This window comes from Streptomyces sp. TLI_105 (genome assembly GCF_900105415.1).
Classification (GTDB): Bacteria; Actinomycetota; Actinomycetes; order Streptomycetales; family Streptomycetaceae; genus Streptomyces.
On sequence record NZ_FNSM01000001.1, the window covers coordinates 2,741,866 to 2,758,230 of the forward strand.

The following is a 16,365-nucleotide window of genomic DNA, read 5'->3' on the forward strand; positions in this document are numbered from 1 at the left end:
CTGATTTACCTGGTCAGGGGTCGTTCAACTGCGGTAGGTGTGGGATTTGAACCCACGGTGACATCGCTGCCACGACGGTTTTCAAGACCGTGTAGGGATCGACGCTCCCAAAGCGTCGAGTGCACCCACGGCCGCGTGGATATGAGCCGGGCCGCGACGCAACCCTTCTCCCGCGCACCACCAGGACAATCGCTCGTCTGTGTCCTCCCTTGGATGCATGCCCAGGCCATGCTCGGGGCACAGGGGCCACGCCTGCCACAGAAGCTCCATGACGGTCTCCTGCGCGGCATCGGCGACGCTCGCCAGTGCAGAGGCAAGGCTGTCCTGTGAGTTCGGATCCAAGTAGTTGCCGTGCCACTCGCCGTTGGCCATGGCGACGCAGACGTTCTCCGGCTCATCCGCGTCGCAGGACGGAAGGGCCAGCAGCTGCAGGGGTTCCAGCCGGGGAAGCGTCACCGCCAGATCCCGGTTCAGAAGGGCGAGAGCCTGGTCCCACACTGGGTACTCACCCGGCGAGACGCGGCGAGGCTCAGGGGGGTCGAAAAGAGCGCACATGAGCACCATCCTCCGCCACGCCAGGGACAGCCCCCATCGCTCAACAGCGTCACCCCCCTGCAAAGACCGCGTGCGGGGGCTGACATCAACGACGCTGGACAGGTGCGTACACCAGCACCTCTGCCCGGCCGTCGCACCAATCGACGAAAGCCGCCGCAGCAGGCCCGGATCGAACTCCTAAAGCGGTGGCTTGCTTGCAACTAGCGGCAGGGGCCAGCTCGCGCAGGCCACCAGCGCGCTGCCGTCCTCGGTGAGGAAGAGCAGGGTGAATCGTGTCCGATTCTCAGGATCAATCAGTGCGGTGCGCACGGGCCGGTCGTACTCCCTGATGAGCTGCACCGCTCGTTCCAGCCCAGGGGGTTCGAATCCACGCATCCGCATGCGCTGAAGTCGGCGACTGAAGACTCCGGCATGCGCACCAGTGGGTTGTACCCGCTCTTCCACCGAGTAGGGGGCGCCGCGGCGTAGGGCGGCCAGAGCTGTCGCGGACGCCTCGTCATCGCCGATCAACAGCGATTCCAGCACATGCCGTTCCATGGTCACGCCCGTTCGGATCGTGCGGTACAGCAGCCAGGTACCGCAACCCTAGTAACCGTCCCCACGCGGTAGCGCCCCTACGGGCCCGCCCAGCGGCCGGTATGACCCCCGCTGACCGATCCCGCGAGAGCTGCGGATCAGGAGGCAGCCGTGCCTGTTCCGTGCCCGACGGCGCGGGAAGCCTGGCTCACTCAGGCACCTGCTTGCCATGGCTGCGCAGAAGGTCGGCAGCGGCCAGTCGCATGTCCCGTTCGATGGAGGCGCGTTCGTCCGGCCAGTCTTCCCAACTGCTCCACAGTCCTACGAACAGGCCCACAAGCTTGGTCGAAGCGTCCGTCCGTTCCAGATGGCAGGCGCACCAGTAGATCTCGTGGCCGGCCTCATAGTGCGTGAGGGAGCCGGTGAGCATGTCCTCCGCCGCCCCGAGCATTCGTTCGCGCCAGGCCTCCTCGACTCCGGGCACAGGGAACCCCAGCTCTGCCATGGTCTGCACGAAGAGGTCGCGGATGTCGGCCGGCGGGTCACGTCGGGAGAGCCCTGCCAGCTCGACCAGGGCCGGGCTCTCCAGTCCGCCGGCTAACGCCTGGGCAGCGATCACCGGCAGGTCCTCGGTGGGCTGCTCTCCGAGGGCCAGCTTCAGGGCTGCACGGCGTAGGTGATCCATGGGGGCACGCTAACCCTCCCGCTCGTGCGGTTACCAAGGAGTATCCAGGCAGGTCGCCCGCCTGGGCGGGGTAAACGGCGTCCCCTACGGCGTGCAGGTCCGAGCGGGCATTCCTGGGCCGTCTGTGGGCCGTGCGAGGGGCTCAGGGGTGACCGATGACGACCAAAAGCGACAGGTCGGCTACGAGGGTGATCCGGGAACGCGCAGGTCAGCGGGCCCCTCACCTACTGGTTCACCCCCGGGGGGTGGCGGTCAGGCAAGATGGGGTGTTTCTCGCCAGGGATGCCATGGCACGAGTGGCGAGCATGGTCGCCTCGGGTCCGAAGTGGGAACGAGGAGGGCATGACCATCGATCAGTTCGAATCCTGCCGGGGGCACTTCGCAGGAGGCGCCTGAAGACCCCGTGATCAGCAGAAATGCTGAGCGCGGGGTCTTGTTGTTTGTGCGGGCGGGTGCCGGGCTGAGCGGCCGTATGTCGAGGGGCGCGGCCTGTTCGTGGCCTGGGGCGTGGGCAGCTCGGCTCGTGTGGGTGTTGAGGCCGCCCACAGGCCGCACGTGACGCTGGACGGTCTGGAACTGACCGGCCACGTACCTGCCGTACCCGAAGAGGCGGTCCTGGACCTTCACCGCTCGGGTGCGGACAACGGGTCGGCGGAGCAGAAGCCCGGGCGGGGCCATGAGGGGGGACGGCAGACGGAGGGCCCCGCTCCGGCAGGTGCGCCGGGGCGGGGCCCTCTGTGTGTGTCAGGTGTGGTTACTTGACGTTGATCGCGGTCCAGGCGGAGGCGACCGCGTTGTACTGGGTGCTGCCGGTGCCGTAGAGGTCGGCGGCGGCCGAGAGGGTGGCCGTGCGGGCGCCCGCGTAGCCGGTGGTGGAGGTCATGTAGGTGGAGAGGGCCTTGTACCAGATCTTGTACGCGGCGGTGCGGCCGATGCCGGTGACCGTGGAGCCGTTGTAGGTCGGCGAGTTGTAGGTGACGCCGTTGATGGTCTTCGTGCCGCTGCCCTCGGAGAGCAGGTAGAAGAAGTGGTTGGCCGGGCCCGAGGAGTAGTGGACGTTCAGGCGGCCGACCGACTTCGACCAGTAGTCGGCGGAGCTGCCGTCCTTGCTGGGCTGGTCCATGTAACGGAGCGGCGTGCCGTTGCCGTTGATGTCGATCTTCTCGCCGATGAGGTAGTCACCCGCGTCGGCGGAGTTGTTGGCGTACCACTCGACCGAGGTGCCGAGGATGTCGGAGGTCGCCTCGTTCAGGCCGCCGGACTCGCCGCTGTAGCGGAGGTTGGCGGTGGAGGAGGTCAGGCCGTGGGACATCTCGTGGCCGGCCACGTCGAGGGACGTGAGCGGGTGGGTGTTGTTGATGCCGTCGCCGTAGGTCATGCAGAAGCAGGAGTCGTCCCAGAACGCGTTGACGTACGCGCTGCCGTAGTGGACGCGGGAGTAGGCGGCGACGCCGTCGCCGCGGATGCCGCTGCGGCCCAGCTCGTTCTTGTAGAAGTCCCACGTGACGGCCGCACCGTAGTGGGCGTCGGCGGCCGCGGTCTCGCGGTTGGAGGCGAGGCCGTTGCCCCACGTGTCCGTGGAGTTGGTGAAGAGCGTGCCCTGGCCGGACGTGGCGCCCTTCAGGTCGTAGGTCTTGTGGCCGCCGCGCGTGGCGTCGGTCAGGGTGTACGAGCCGGAGGTGCCGAGGGTGACCTGGCCGGCGTACATGGTGTTGCCGACCCCGGTCTCGATCGTCTCGACGGAGAACAGCTCCTTGCCCGTCGTGGCGTCGGTGACGACCTGGCGGCGGCTCGGCGTGCCGTCCTTCTGGACGCCGGTGACGAAGGTCTCCCAGGCGAGGACCGGCTTGCCGGTGGCCGCCCAGATCACCTTGCGGGCGGAGGAGACGGCCTCGTTCGCGTTGGCGGCGGAGGCGAGGGCGGCCTTGCCGGCGGCGGCGCGCTCGACGGCGGGCGTCGTGCTCGCCACGGATATGCGGGCCGAGGTCGCCTTGGTGGTGGAGCGGGCGCCCGACTTCTTCTGGTGGACGACCAGGTCGCCGCCGAGGACCGGGAGGCCCTCGTAGGTGCGCTCGTAGCGCGTGTGCACGGTGCCGTCCGCGTCCTTGATGACGTCCCGGACGACCAGCTTCTCCTGGGCCTGCAGGCCGATGGCCTGGGCGGTGGCCGCGGCCTCGCCCTGCGCCTCGTGGATGGCGGCGGCACGCTGGGTGCCGGACAGCTGGACCGCCGTGGCGCCGGCCGCGTGGTGGACGTCGGCACTGGCGGAGCCGGTCTGGACGCCGACGACGACCATGGCAGCCGATGCGATCAGCGCGGCGGCTCGGGCGGTGGTACGGCGGGACGAAGACTGCTGGCGGGTCACGCGGGCTCCTTCGCTGAAAAGCGTGGGGATTGTGGGGGTGGGTGTTGCGGCTGTGAGCGTGCCAGCGAAGTCGCCTGTTTGACAGGTCTGCAACAAGAATTTGACCATGTGTTGCCCGAAGGACGGTGAACTCTGTTCGCTATGCGGGGAGTTCTGGGGCCATCGCGACTCCCTCTGCCCAGATTCGGGCAGTACGCAGCCCCCCGGAGGGGCGCCGGGGGGCTTGGGATTCTCTGGGGCGTTTGGGCGGTGCGTGCACTTCTGGGGCGGTTGGGCGACGGGGCCGTCCTCGGACGGTGACGCTTCAGGCCGTGTGCTTGCGGGGTCTGCTTCTTCGTCTTCGTCGGCGTCGTCGTCGGCGGCGGCGGCTTCCGTTCCGCCTTCGCCGTCCCCCTCGGCTTGAGTTCTGTCGCCGCCTCGCCCTCGCTACCCGCCTCCTTCGCGGCGGACGGCCCGGAGGCCCTACCGAACCCGCCCCTATCGCCGTTCTCATGGGCGACATCGCGCCACGTCTGGAGCGGTACGGGGACCCCATGGCGCCGCTCTGCGCGCCCGAGCGGGCGGGAGCCGTCCCATGACCGGGGCCCGGGGGCGGGTGGGGGTGGTGGGACCGGGTCTGCGGGCCCCGGTCGTTCCGGCCCCGGTCGTTCCGGCCCCGGTCATCCGGGCCCCGGCCGGGCCGGCCCGGTGGTCGTGCCGGTGTCGCCCGTCGACGTCATGGGCCCCGGCCCGCCGCCGAGAGCCCCGCGCAGGCGGGGGCGCCCTCGGAGCTGCAGCACTCCCCCGAGCCCGACGGCTTCCGCGCCCCGGCCTTCGTCCTCGACGCCGGCCCGGTCGTCCTCCACTCCCGCTCCCGTCGGGACCTGGCCCCCTCCAGTTCCCCGACATCGCCGCGCGCCTCCCGCGACGGCCCTCTGAGCTTCACCGACCGGGTGCGGGCCGGGGCGCCCGTCTCGTACGTCGCCTTCGGCCTGCCGGCCGCCCCGGGGCCCGACGCGCGCGAGCGGCCGGTGCGAGCTGCTCGGGGCGGGGTCGCGGGAGGCCCGACCGTCGCTCCGGCAGGTCCTGACCACCTCGCCCCGGCTGACCCCGGCGCAGTCCCGTCGCTCCCGGTCGAGCCGCGCCGGGCCGGGGTGCCGCACGAGGCGGCGGCCTTCGTCCGCCCCGGTCGGAGGGGAGAGGCGAGGGGGCTCGGGCCGTGCGCGGTGCCCGGGTCCTCTTCATACGGCATCGGAGTGTCACCCGTACGGACACCGACCGCAACTGCCTTGCTCCGCACCGTACATGGCGCAAACAGACCGCAACAGGCGCTCCGGGCACGGCAGGTGTCGCCGGTTCGGCTTTGTTGTCCTTCCTGTGGTGCACACTTGCTGCCTGGCACAGCGCTCACGGGGAAGGCGGCCTGGCAATGCTGACGGGGATCGAGGAGGTCGACTGGGCCTCGCTGGGGCACGCGTACGGCCCCGCGGACGACGTGCCGGAGCTGCTCCGCGGACTCGCCTCCGCCGACCCCGCGGAGCGGGAGACCGCCCTCGACGGCATGTACGGCGCGGTGCACCACCAGGGCGACGTGTACGACTCGACGCTCGCCTGCATCCCCTTCCTCCTCGAACTCGTCGCCGACCCCGGCGTCCAGGACCGGGGCTGCATCGTCGAGCTGCTCACCAGCATCGGCGGGATCGAGCTCGACGACGACGAGGAACTGGACGAACTCGGCTCCGACGACGAGGAGTTCATCCCCGCCGCCAACTACGCGATGGCCGCCGCCGCCATCGCCGCCGGGGCCGACGTCTTCCTCGGCCTCGTCTCGGACCCCGACCCCGAGGTGCGGCTCGCCGCGCCGTGCGCGCTCGCCTCGCTGCACCCCCAGCCCGCCCGGGTGCTGTCCCTGCTGCGGGAGCGGCTCACCGTCGAGCGCGACACCGAGGTGCGGCTCGCGCTGGTGGCCGCCGTCGGGCGGATCGCCCTGCGGCACGCCTCGCTGCGCGCCGAGACCGTCGACTGGCTCGACTGGCTCGCCCGCGCCGCGCAGGACCCCGGGCTGCGGCTCGCGGCCCTCGCGCAGCGGGCGCGCTGCGCGCCCGGTGACATTCCGGACGATGTGGTGCCGTGGGTGACGGGACTCCTGGAGGAGATCAGGACCTCGGCGAACCGGGCGGCCTCCCCCGGCGGCGAGCGGGCCGCGACGCCGACCCTCATCGGGCAGGTCCGCGAGCTCCTGGAGGAGCACGCCGCGGGCCGGCCCGCCCCGTGGACCGAGGAGCTGCTGCGGACCCTGCACGCGGCGCTCGACGACCGGGTCGACGACCGGATCGCGCTGATCCTCGCCCAGCTGCGCAGCCCCGACTGGGGGCAGCGCTCGGACGCGATCTGGCTGTGCGGCGGTTTGATACGGATCTGGCGCGGGCGGTACGAGGAGGTCGTCCGGCTCGTCGGCGCCCAGCTCCAGGACCCGGAGCCCCGGCTCCGGGAGGCGGCCACGTCCTTCCTGGAGCGGCTCTTCGAACTGGGCGCGCCCGCCGCCGACGCGCTCGCGACCCGCCTCGCCGCGGGGCCGGGCGTCGCGGGAGCAGGCTCCGCGGGGCCGACCGGGTCCGCGCACGACACCGGCCAGAGCCCCTTCGTCGGGCGGTCCGGGCGGGACGGGGCTCTGCTCGCGCTGGCCCGCGCCGGGGACCCCCGCGCGGTCCCGCTGCTCGCCCGCGCCCTGGAGGAGGCCGAGGTGCGGCGCGAGCTGCTGTACGCCATGGACGGGCTCGGGCCCTCCGCGGTGATGCTCGCCCCGCTGCTCCGGCGCCGGCTCGCCGAGGTCGAGTTCGACGAGCGGCTGTACGACCGGGCGGCGCCGCTGCTGTACGCCCTGGCGGCCGTGCGGGGCGCCCAGGCCCTGCCGGAGGTGCTGCGGATGCTGCGCGAGGCGCCGGCGAACCGGCGCGACTGGGTGCGGGAGGCCGCCCTGCGGACCCTGACCGCCTTCGGGCCCGCCGCCCGGGAGGCCGTACCGGACATGCGAAGACTCCTGGCCGCCGATTCGGCCTCGGTGGCCACGGCGGCGGCGCGGGCCCTGTGGGCGGCCGAGGGGGACCGGGGGGATGTGCTGCCGGCGCTGGAGCGGTGGCTGCGGCCGGGTACGCCGGGCGCGGACTGGTGCGCCGCCGCCCAGGCCCTCGGCGAGATCGGCCCGGCGGCGGCCACGGCGGCCACGGCCCTGCGGCCCGGCCTGGTCTCGCGGGACCTGTGGGTACGGGTCCGCAGCGCGGCGGCGCTGTGGCGGGTGTCCGGCGAGGCGCCGGCGTCGCTCCCGGTGCTGCTCGCGGCCTGGGAGGAGAACAGGCACGCGCGCGTGGACATCGCGGAGTGCCTGGCGGAGATGGGTCCGGCGGCCTCGGAGGCGCAGCTGGTCGTCCTCACCGAGCTGACCCGCAGGCGCCGCCACAACGCCCGCGAGGGGGCCTCCGGCAGCCATGACATCCACCTCGACGAGAAGTTGCTGACCCTGTGCCGGGCGGCGCTGGCCCGGATGGAGCGGGGGGCGTTCTAGGCCGCCCGACCGGCCGTCCGACAGGCCGTCCGCCCGGCCACCCGACCGGCCGCCTGAAGGGCCCGCCGACAGGGCCACCCAGGCCGAAGGTGGTCCGATGATGAGACAAAAAGGACTTCACTCCGCATAAGGTCTACTGGGAGCCCCACCCCTCTACCGACCCGACCGAGGAGCAGCGTGAGACCGCGCGGAGTCCGGAGCGTCGTCGGCGTCCTGTGCGCCCTCGGTCTCGGCCTCGCGCTCACCGGCTGCGGTGGCGGCGAGGGCGGACTCATGAGCGCCGGGCCCACTCCCACGGCCGTGGGGCCCGTCCGGCTCTGGCCCGATCTGCCGCCCGCCACGAATCCCCCGATCGACTACGGCGAGTCCGACATCCAGCGCGTCCCCGGCATCGAGATCGCCGACAACGACGTCCACTCCGTCGACCCGGTGGCGGTCGTCCGCGCCGAGGTGCGCGCCCATCCCGACACGTACACCGGCGCGGACGGCCTGTACGAGCAGACCGCCCGGGCGATCGAGGCCTGCGACACGGCACCGGCCGCCTGTCCGATCCTGCGGCCGTACTACCGCGACCTCACCGGCAACGGCCGGGACGAGCTGATCGTCGGGATCCGGATGCCTGAGCAGCAGGTCGGGGTGCGGGTCTACCTCGCCGAGAACGGCAGCCTGACCCGGATCATGTCCACCGTCGACCAGGTCATCAGCGTGGAGCTGGCGGGCCGGGACCTGATCATGCGGGTCGGCTCGGCCGGCATTCCCGGGTACGAGTACCGCACCGCCTGGTCCTGGGACGAACAGCAGGGCAGCATGCTGCCCACCCGGGACGAGATCGTCCGGGTGAAGCCCTCCGGCACCGGGCCCTCCATGGTGCCCGCACCCCACCTGGTGAGCCCGACGCCGAGCCCCGGCGCGTCCTCCGGCCGGACCCCCGCGCCCGTCCCCCTCCCCCCGGAGGCGACGCCATGAGGGCGCCCCGGCGGCCCGCCTGGACCGCGACCCTCACCTGGAAGGCCGCGGTCTTCATCGCGGTCATGTGCTGCGCCCTCGCCGCCCTGCTCGGCATCCTCGTCCACGTCTCGGTGGCCGACCAGACCGTGAACGACTCCCGGGAGAAGGCCCTGGCGCGGCTCACCGAGGTCAGCGAACTCTACGAGGCGGGCGAGCCGCTCCCCCGGTTCGCCGGCGTCGATCCGCCCGGGCTGCCGGCCCCGTTGCGGGCGCTCGCCGCGCGCGGGGAGCGCGGCACGATGGTCGCGGAACACGAGGGCCGCCCGACGATGTGGGCCGCGGGCCCGGCGGACGGCCCCGCCATGAGCCCGGCGAGCGGCCCGGCAGACGGCCCCGTGGCAAGCCCGGCAGGCGGCCCCGCCGCGAACCCGGCGAGCGGCCCGGCGTACGGCCCGACAGGCAGCCCCGCGGCGAGCCCCGCGGACCGCCCCGGAGCAGGCCCCGCGGGCGGTCGCGCCCTCGCCGTACGTCTCGACTACACCCAGAGCGCCGAGACGATCGACGCGCTCGACCGCTCGATCCTCGGCTCCTCCGTCCTGGCCATCGGGGCGACCCTGCTCGTCGGCGCCTTCGCCGTCACCCGGGTCACCCGCCGCCTGCACCTCACCGCGCAGGTGGCCCGCCGGATCAGCGCCGGCGACCTCGACGCGCGCGTGGACGATCCCCGTACGAAGGACCCGACCCGGCCCCAGGACGAGGTGGCCACGGTCTCCGGGGCGCTCGACACCATGGCCTCCTCGCTCCAGCGCAAGCTGCAGAGCGAGCAGCGGTTCACCGCCGACGTGGCGCACGAGCTGCGGACCCCGCTGACCGGGCTCTCGGCCGCGGCCGAACTGCTGCCGGAGGGCCGGCCGTCGGAGCTCGTACGGGACCGGGTGCGGGCGATGCGGGGGCTCACCGAGGACCTCCTGGAGATCTCGCGGCTCGACGCCCGCACCGAGACCGTGGACCTGGCGGTGCACGAACTCGGGCCGCTCGCCGAGCGGGTCGTGCGCGCCTCGGGCACGGACACGGAGGTGCGGGTGGTCCGGGACGCCACGGTGGAGACGGACCGGCGGCGGGTGGAGCGGGTGCTCGGCAATCTGGTGGCCAACGCGCACAAGCACGGGGCGCCGCCGGTGGTGGTGACGGTGGACGGCCCGGTGGTGTCCGTGCGGGACCACGGGCCGGGATATCCCGCGTATCTGCTGGAGTCGGGGCCGCAGCGGTTCCGTACCGAGAGCGGGGGCAAGGGGCACGGCCTCGGGCTGACCATCGCGGTGGGGCAGGCGGAGGTGATCGGCGCGGAGCTGGTCTTCGGCGCCGGGCCTGGCGGGGGCGCCGAGGCCCGGCTGCGGTTGCCGGAGTACGTGCGGTTCGACGCGACCGGGTCCGCGTCCGAGGAGTGACGGCCGTCCGAGCCGAAGGGGTCACGGCGATCCGGGTGCGAGGAGTCACGGCACACCGTCACACAAAAGGGACATAGGGCATACCGCTTGCTACGTTGCGGCCATGACCGCACCCCCGCCCGGCCTCCGCGTCCCGAAGCGGCGCGGCGTGGAGCTGTCGCTCCTGATCGGCGCGGTCCTGATCTCCGTCCTGGGCTACGCCGAGGTCGGCCTCGCCCGCAGCGGCGCCGTGCCGCCCGACGCCGCCCGCTACGGGGCCGGGCTCGGGCTGCTCGCGCTCGTCGCCCATCTCGCGGTCCGCTTCCGCGCCCCGTACGCCGACCCCCTGCTGCTGCCGATCGCGGTCCTGCTCAACGGCCTCGGTCTGGTGCTGATCTACCGCCTCGACCTGGAGACGCCGAAGGACCAGGCGGCGACGACGCAGCTGGTCTGGTCGACGGTCGGGGGGGCGCTGTTCATCGTGGTCGTCCTGCTGCTGCGCGACCACCGGACGCTCCAGGGGTACGCGTACGTCTCGGTGGCCGCCGCGCTCGCCCTGATGATCCTGCCGATCTTCTTCCCCGCCGTGAACGGCGCCAAGATCTGGATCAGGATCGGCGGGCTTTCCTTCCAGCCGGGCGAGTTCGCCAAGATCCTGCTCGCGGTCTTCTTCGCCGCGTACCTTGCCGCCAACCACAACGCGCTCGCGTACACCGGCCGCCGGATCTGGAAGTTCCAGTTCCCGACGGGCCGGGTCCTCGGGCCGATCGTGGCGATCTGGCTGCTCAGCGTCGGCGTCCTCGTCCTGGAACGGGACCTGGGCACCTCGCTGCTCTTCTTCGGCCTCTTCGTGATCATGCTGTACGTGGCGACCGGCCGGACCGGCTGGATCGCGGTCGGCCTCGTCCTGGCCTCCGCCGGCGCCTTCCTCGTCGGCTCGCTCGAACCGCACGTCCACAGCAGGGTGCAGGACTGGCTCGACCCGTACGCCTCGATCCGCGCGGGCGAGGGGCCGGGGCAGCTCGCCCAGTCGCTCTTCGCCTTCGCCGCGGGCGGGATGCTCGGCACCGGGCTCGGTCTCGGCCATTCCGTCCTCATCGGCTTCGCCACCAAGTCGGACTTCATCCTGTCGACGGCCGGCGAGGAGCTGGGCCTCGTCGGCCTCATCGCGCTCTTCCTGCTGTACGCGCTGCTCGTCGCCCGCGGCTACCGCGCCGGCCTCTCGCTGCGCGACCCCTTCGGGCGGCTGCTCGCGATCGGCCTCGCCTCGATCGTGGCGCTCCAGGTCTTCGTGATCGCGGGCGGGGTGATGGGGCTGATCCCGCTGACCGGCATGGCGATGCCGTTCCTGGCCCAGGGCGGTTCCTCCGTCGTCACCAACTGGGTGATCGTCGCGCTCCTCATCCGGGTCAGCGACTCGGCCCGCGCACCCCGGCCGGACGCCGCCGACACCGGGGAGCTCGCCAAGGTCGGGGAGGCCGCGCGGTGAAGGACTCCGACACCCGAGGAGGCCGTCCGGTGACGGGCTCCGGCACCCGGGGAGGTCCGATGGTCCGGTACATCCGGCGCGCGGCGGCGCTCTGTCTCGTCCTCCTGGTGGCGCTGCTCGTCAACGCCGCCCGCGTCATGGTCTTCGAGGCCGACTCCCTCGACGACAACCCGGCCAACCGGCGGATCGCGATCGAGCGGTACGCGAAGCCGCGCGGCGAGATCGTCGTCGACGGGAAGCCGGTGACCGGCTCCCGGGACAGCGGGCAGCAGCTGCGCTGGGAGCGGACGTACAAGCAGGGGCCGTTGTACGCGCCGCTGACCGGCTACGCCTCCCAGACGTACGGGACGACGCTCGTCGAGCACGCCGAGGACGGGATCCTCGCGGGCACCGACCCGATGCTTGCACCACTGCCCCTCTGGGACGACCTCACCCGCGGCCGGCAGCCCGGCGGCGACGTGGTGACGACGATCCGCGCCCCCGTGCAGGAGGCCGCCTTCCGGGGGCTCGACGGGAAGCGGGGCGCGGTCGTGGCGGTCGAGCCGTCCAGCGGCCGGATCCTGGCACTCGTCAGCTCGCCCTCGTACGACCCGGGGGTGCTCTCCGGGACCGGACAGGGCGTCAAGGACGCCTGGCGACGCCTCAACACCTCGCCGAACCAGCCGATGCTGAACCGGGCGCTGCGGCAGACGTACCCGCCGGGCTCCACCTTCAAGATCGTGACGGCCGCGGCGGCCCTGGACGCGGAGGTGGTACGGGACGTGGAGGCGCCGACGGACACTCCCGACCCGTTCGTGCTGCCCGGCACCCGGCAGGTGCTGCCGAACGAGGCGACGGGTTGCGGCGACGCCTCCCTCGCGTCCGCGATCCAGTGGTCCTGCAACACGGTGATGGCCGGACTGGGGGTGAAGGTGGGGCTGACGGGGATGGTCGACGCGGCGGAACGGTTCGGCTTCAACGACACGGGGCTGCGGGTGCCGTCCTGGGTGGCGAAGTCCAACTTCGACCGTGAGATGAGCCCGGACCAGCTGGCGCTGTCGTCGATCGGGCAGTTCGACACGACGGCGACCCCGCTCCAGATGGCGATGGTGGCGGCGGCCGTCGCCAACAACGGGGAGATCGCCCACCCGTACCTCGTCGACCGCACGACGACCTCCGGCGGCACGACCGTGAACCGCACGGGCCGCCGCAGCTACCGGCAGGCGATGAACCCCGCGACGGCGATGCAGCTGCAGCGGCTGATGGTGCGGGCCGTGGAGGAGGGCACGGGGACGAACGCGGCGATCCCCGGGGCCCGGGTCGGCGGCAAGACGGGCACCGCCCAGCACGGCTTCGGCAACACGGGCACCCCGTACGCCTGGTTCATCGCCTGGGCGCAGGCGGACGACGCGGCCCAGCCGGCGGTGGCGGTGGCGGTCGTCGTCGAGGACGCGGAGGCCTCCCGTACGGACATCAGCGGGGGCGGCAGCGCGGCGCCGATCGCGAAGGCGGTGATGGAGGAGGCGCTGAGGCTGGAGGCGGAGGCGCGGAATCCGTAGCCGGTTCTCCGTGCCCCCGCCCCCTCCCCGGGGTCAGCCGATCGGCTTGCGGATCTCGGCGCGGATCCTGGCCGTCTTCTCCGCGAGTCCGGCCAGGTCGATGTCCTTCGGGTCGACCGTGGCCTCCCCGGCGCCGACGAGGGCGATGGCGGCGGCGGTGTTCTCGTCGCCCCAGGCGCACATGGGCAGCGTCGTCGTGCTCAGTCCGTCCTTCGACGTGGTGACCTGGCAGCTGACGGTCACGTCGTACCCGGCGGGAGTGAAGTCCCTGGGCTTGACGACGAGCGTGGAGCCCTTGTCCGTGGCGGCCCCCTTGAGGATGGACGAGCGGGTGGTACCGGGGTTCTTGATCTGCCCGTACATCCCGGAGAGCACAAGGACGGACCCGTCCTTGGCGCTGTACTGCCCGACCGCCGCCGTCGCGTCCTTCACGGTGAAGTCGGGGGTGTCCTCGATCTCCTTGCCCTGGGTGTCGGAGAGGTCGGAGACGAGGGTGAACTCGCCGCCGAGGACGGTCTGCGAGACGACCAGCTTGTGCTTCGCCTCGGGGAAGGAGCCGGTGACGCCGTCGAGCCCGGCCTTGACCCCGTAGCCGAGGCCGCCGACCACGACCAGGGATCCGAGGACGATGGCGACGATCGCTCCGGCCGACAGCTTCTTCTTCGGCGGCCCCATGGGCGGCTGCCCCCAGGCTCCCGTGCCCGGTCCGGGGTACTGCGGCGGATACCCCTGCGGAGGGCCTTGCGGGGGATACCCCTGCGGAGCCCCGAACGCGCCGGGCTGCTGCGGGGGCGGTACGGGCCCGCCGTACGGATGGTGGGGCGGTGGGCTCGACGATGGCGGCATGGTCATGACGAGCACGCTACGTCACCCGTGTGACCGCCCCTCACGTCTCCTCCCCCTACGCCCCCTCCGTCGCCCCCTCCGTCGCCCCCTGCTCGATCGCGGCCTCCACCTCGGCGACCCGCTCCGCCTCCTCCGCCGTGAACCGTTCGCGGTCCAGCGCCTCCGCGATCTCCTCGTCCTGGCTCATCAGCAGGTCGAGGTTGGAGTCGCCGAGGTCGAAGACGCCCATGTCCAGGTAGGCCTTCTGGAGGCGTTCGCCCCAGAGGCCGATGTCCTTGACGCAGGGGACGATCCGGCTGAAGAGGAGCTTGCGGAAGAGGTGCAGGAACTCGCTCTGCTCGCTGAGCTCCTCCGCCTCCTTCTTCGGGATGCCGAAGTTCTCCAGGACCTCGACCCCGCGCAGCCGGTCGCGCATGAGGTAACAGCCCTCGATGACGAACTCCTCGCGCTCGCGCAGTTCGGCGTCGGTGAGCTGCTCGTAGTAGTCGCGCAGCGCCATCCGGCCGAAGGCGACGTGCCTGGCCTCGTCCTGCATCACGTACGCGAGGATCTGCTTCGGCAGCGGCTTGTCGGTGGTGTCGCGGATCATGCCGAAGGCGGCGAGGGCGAGGCCTTCGATGAGGACCTGCATGCCGAGGTAGGGCATGTCCCAGCGGGAGTCGCGCAGGGTGTCGTCGAGGAGGCCCTTGAGGTTGTCGTTGATCGGATACAGCATCCCGATCTTCTCGTGGAGGAAACGGCCGTAGATCTCGGCGTGCCGGGCCTCGTCCATGGTCTGGGTGGCCGAGTAGAACTTGGCGTCCAGGTCGGGGACGGACTCGACGATCCTGGCGGCGCAGATCATGGCGCCCTGCTCGCCGTGGAGGAACTGGCTGAACTGCCAGGAGGCGTAGTGCCGGCGCAGGTCGCCCTTGTCCTTCTCGGTCATCTTCGCCCAGTGGCGGGTGCCGTGGAGGGTCAGGACCTCGTCGGGGGTGCCGAGCGGGTCGTACGGGTCGACCTCGATGCCCCAGTCGATCCGGGTGGCGCCGTCCCACTGCTTGTCCTTGCCCTTCTGGTAGAGGGCGAGGAGGCGTTCGCGGCCGTCGTCGTAGTCCCAGGAGAAACGGGCGGCGCCGGTGGCGGGGACCTCCCAGACGGGTCCGGCGGGGGCGTTCACGTAGAGGTCGTGCGTCGACACTGACGACTCCTTCCGTCCGTTTGCAGCAGGCTCACACGTTGATAGACGGATCGTCAACAAGTCGCGCACAAGGGATCGGCGGTCTTGCGCGCCCGGTGCGGGACTCCCGCCCGGAAGCCCCGGGCCCGTCACCCGAGGGACCGGCTCCGCGGTTACGCTGCGGTCCATGACGAGCGCCGCCACCCCCGCGTACCGCAGGCTCAGCGTCGAGGAGCGGCGCGGACAGCTCCTCGAGACCGCCCAGGAGCTCTTCGCCCACCGGGCGCCCGAGGACGTCTCGCTCGACGACGTCGCCGAGGCGGCCGGCGTCTCGCGGCCCCTCGTCTACCGCTACTTCCCCGGCGGCAAGCAGCAGCTGTACGAGGCGGCCCTGCGCTCCTCCGCCGACGCCCTGAACCGCTGCTTCACCGAGCCGCCGGCCGGCCCGCCGACGGAGCGGCTCGGCCGGGTGCTCGACCGCTACCTGGCCTTCGTCGACGGGCACGACGCCGGGTTCAGCGCGCTGCTCCGCGGCGGCAGCGTCGCCGAGACCTCCCGGACCTCCGCGATCGTGGACGAGGTGCGGCGGGCCGCCGCCGAGCAGATCCTCGTCCACCTCGGGGCGGAGCGGCCGGGCCCCCGGCTCGGCATGCTCGTCCGGACGTGGATCGCCGCCGTCGAGGCGGCCTCGCTCATCTGGCTCGACGAGGGGAAGCAGCCACCGGCGGCGGAACTGCGGGACTGGCTCGTCGACCATCTCGTCGCCCTGCTCGCGGCGACCACGGCGAGCGACGAGGAGACGGCGGGGGTCGTGAAGCGGCTCCTCGCGCAGGAGGCCCCCGAGGGGCCGGTGGCGACGCTGGCCCGGCGGGTGATCCCGGTGGTGGGCGAGGCGGCGCACCTGCTGTGAGGCCGGGGGGCCGGGGGCCGGGAGAGACTGGGGGGGTGAAGAGCGAGAACACCCCCTTCCGCGGTGGCCCCCTCGACGGCCGGGCCCTGCCGATCCTGCTCGGCCCGACCGGCCACCCGCCGAAGTGGTACGAGGTCCCGGTCCCGGCGCACGACGGGCGCCCGCCGACCTTGTACGCCTACCGGCGCGAGCCCGCGGGCTACACGAAACGGCTCGGGCTCCAGCGCGGCTGGGTCTACGTGTACGTCCCCGAGGGGCGGGAGCGGCGCGAGCTGAAGTGGCCGTGGTCGAAGCCGACGCCGAAGCCGGGGCCGGGACCGAACGGGTGACGCGGAGGGGCGCGCCCCGATTCGTACGGTAATCGGATGAAGTGACTTGTCATCATC

The 16,365-nt window shown here is 72.4% G+C and carries 13 protein-coding genes; 7 read left to right on the forward strand and 6 right to left on the reverse strand.

All coding sequences use genetic code 11. The annotated features are described in order from the left end of the window. Nucleotides 1-81: 81 nt before the first annotated feature. The 4 genes from BLW86_RS12340 to BLW86_RS12355 form a co-directional block, all read right to left on the reverse strand. Nucleotides 82-555 (reverse strand): hypothetical protein, encoded by a 474-nt coding sequence (locus tag BLW86_RS12340; RefSeq protein ID WP_093878625.1) that lies wholly within the window; start codon nucleotides 553-555, stop codon nucleotides 82-84. A 177-nt stretch (nucleotides 556-732) separates the two neighbouring features. Then, nucleotides 733-1,092, reverse strand: a complete 360-nt coding sequence (locus tag BLW86_RS12345) for a hypothetical protein (protein WP_093878626.1) — start codon at nucleotides 1,090-1,092, stop codon at nucleotides 733-735. Nucleotides 1,093-1,279: 187 nt separating this feature from the next. Beyond that, nucleotides 1,280-1,756, reverse strand: coding sequence for a hypothetical protein (locus BLW86_RS12350; protein ID WP_093874086.1), 477 nt, complete (start codon nucleotides 1,754-1,756; stop codon nucleotides 1,280-1,282). A gap of 754 nt (nucleotides 1,757-2,510) precedes the next feature. Then, nucleotides 2,511-4,121 carry a M4 family metallopeptidase gene (locus tag BLW86_RS12355; protein WP_371129474.1) on the reverse strand — a complete coding sequence of 537 codons (1,611 nt, stop codon included), beginning with the start codon at nucleotides 4,119-4,121 and terminating at the stop codon, nucleotides 2,511-2,513. A gap of 1,408 nt (nucleotides 4,122-5,529) precedes the next feature. Between BLW86_RS12355 and BLW86_RS12365 the strand changes: the two genes are divergently transcribed. The 5 genes from BLW86_RS12365 (at nucleotide 5,530) to BLW86_RS12385 (ending at nucleotide 13,064) form a co-directional block, all read left to right on the forward strand. Continuing rightward, complete coding sequence (locus BLW86_RS12365) at nucleotides 5,530-7,662, forward strand: PBS lyase (protein WP_093874089.1); 2,133 nt, start codon at nucleotides 5,530-5,532, stop codon at nucleotides 7,660-7,662. A 177-nt stretch (nucleotides 7,663-7,839) separates the two neighbouring features. Further along, entirely contained in the window at nucleotides 7,840-8,628 is a 789-nt protein-coding gene (locus BLW86_RS12370; RefSeq protein WP_093874090.1) for a hypothetical protein, read from the forward strand. Further along, a complete protein-coding gene (locus BLW86_RS42580; protein ID WP_256341288.1) occupies nucleotides 8,625-10,058 on the forward strand; it encodes a sensor histidine kinase in 1,434 nt (477 codons plus the stop codon). The genes BLW86_RS12370 and BLW86_RS42580 overlap by 4 nt, the downstream gene beginning before the upstream one ends. 103 nt (nucleotides 10,059-10,161) lie before the next feature. Beyond that, nucleotides 10,162-11,526 carry an FtsW/RodA/SpoVE family cell cycle protein gene (locus BLW86_RS12380; protein WP_093874091.1) on the forward strand — a complete coding sequence of 455 codons (1,365 nt, stop codon included), beginning with the start codon at nucleotides 10,162-10,164 and terminating at the stop codon, nucleotides 11,524-11,526. Between the two features lie 59 nt (nucleotides 11,527-11,585). Next, nucleotides 11,586-13,064: a penicillin-binding transpeptidase domain-containing protein gene (locus BLW86_RS12385; protein WP_093878627.1), complete on the forward strand. Its 1,479-nt coding sequence runs from the start codon at nucleotides 11,586-11,588 to the stop codon at nucleotides 13,062-13,064. 33 nt (nucleotides 13,065-13,097) lie between these two features. Here the strand turns inward: BLW86_RS12385 and BLW86_RS12390 are convergent, their stop codons facing one another. Both BLW86_RS12390 and BLW86_RS12395 read right to left on the reverse strand, forming a co-directional pair. Further along, nucleotides 13,098-13,916 (reverse strand): hypothetical protein, encoded by an 819-nt coding sequence (locus BLW86_RS12390; RefSeq protein WP_177181636.1) that lies wholly within the window; start codon nucleotides 13,914-13,916, stop codon nucleotides 13,098-13,100. Between the two features lie 49 nt (nucleotides 13,917-13,965). Beyond that, a complete protein-coding gene (locus BLW86_RS12395) occupies nucleotides 13,966-15,090 on the reverse strand; it encodes a ferritin-like domain-containing protein (protein ID WP_093874093.1) in 1,125 nt (374 codons plus the stop codon). Nucleotides 15,091-15,256: 166 nt separating this feature from the next. On the opposite strand from BLW86_RS12395, the gene BLW86_RS12400 reads away from it, so the two are divergent. Continuing rightward, nucleotides 15,257-15,979, forward strand: a complete 723-nt coding sequence (locus tag BLW86_RS12400; RefSeq protein WP_093874094.1) for a TetR/AcrR family transcriptional regulator — start codon at nucleotides 15,257-15,259, stop codon at nucleotides 15,977-15,979. 35 nt (nucleotides 15,980-16,014) lie between these two features. Next, a complete protein-coding gene (locus BLW86_RS12405; RefSeq protein WP_093874095.1) occupies nucleotides 16,015-16,308 on the forward strand; it encodes a hypothetical protein in 294 nt (97 codons plus the stop codon). Nucleotides 16,309-16,365 lie beyond the last annotated feature (57 nt).

Bases quoted from the DNA above. Each gene is read 5' to 3' on its own strand.
- BLW86_RS12380 (WP_093874091.1), top strand. From the start codon at position 10,162: ATGACCGCACCCCCGCCCGGCCTCCGCGTCCCGAAGCGGCGCGGCGTG.
- BLW86_RS12365 (WP_093874089.1), top strand. From the start codon at position 5,530: ATGCTGACGGGGATCGAGGAGGTCGACTGGGCCTCGCTGGGGCACGCG.
- BLW86_RS12345 (WP_093878626.1), bottom strand. From the start codon at position 1,092: ATGGAACGGCATGTGCTGGAATCGCTGTTGATCGGCGATGACGAGGCG.
- BLW86_RS12385 (WP_093878627.1), top strand. From the start codon at position 11,586: ATGGTCCGGTACATCCGGCGCGCGGCGGCGCTCTGTCTCGTCCTCCTG.
- BLW86_RS12350 (WP_093874086.1), bottom strand. From the start codon at position 1,756: ATGGATCACCTACGCCGTGCAGCCCTGAAGCTGGCCCTCGGAGAGCAG.
- BLW86_RS42580 (WP_256341288.1), top strand. From the start codon at position 8,625: ATGAGGGCGCCCCGGCGGCCCGCCTGGACCGCGACCCTCACCTGGAAG.
- BLW86_RS12400 (WP_093874094.1), top strand. From the start codon at position 15,257: ATGACGAGCGCCGCCACCCCCGCGTACCGCAGGCTCAGCGTCGAGGAG.
- BLW86_RS12340 (WP_093878625.1), bottom strand. From the start codon at position 555: ATGTGCGCTCTTTTCGACCCCCCTGAGCCTCGCCGCGTCTCGCCGGGT.
- BLW86_RS12390 (WP_177181636.1), bottom strand. From the start codon at position 13,916: ATGACCATGCCGCCATCGTCGAGCCCACCGCCCCACCATCCGTACGGC.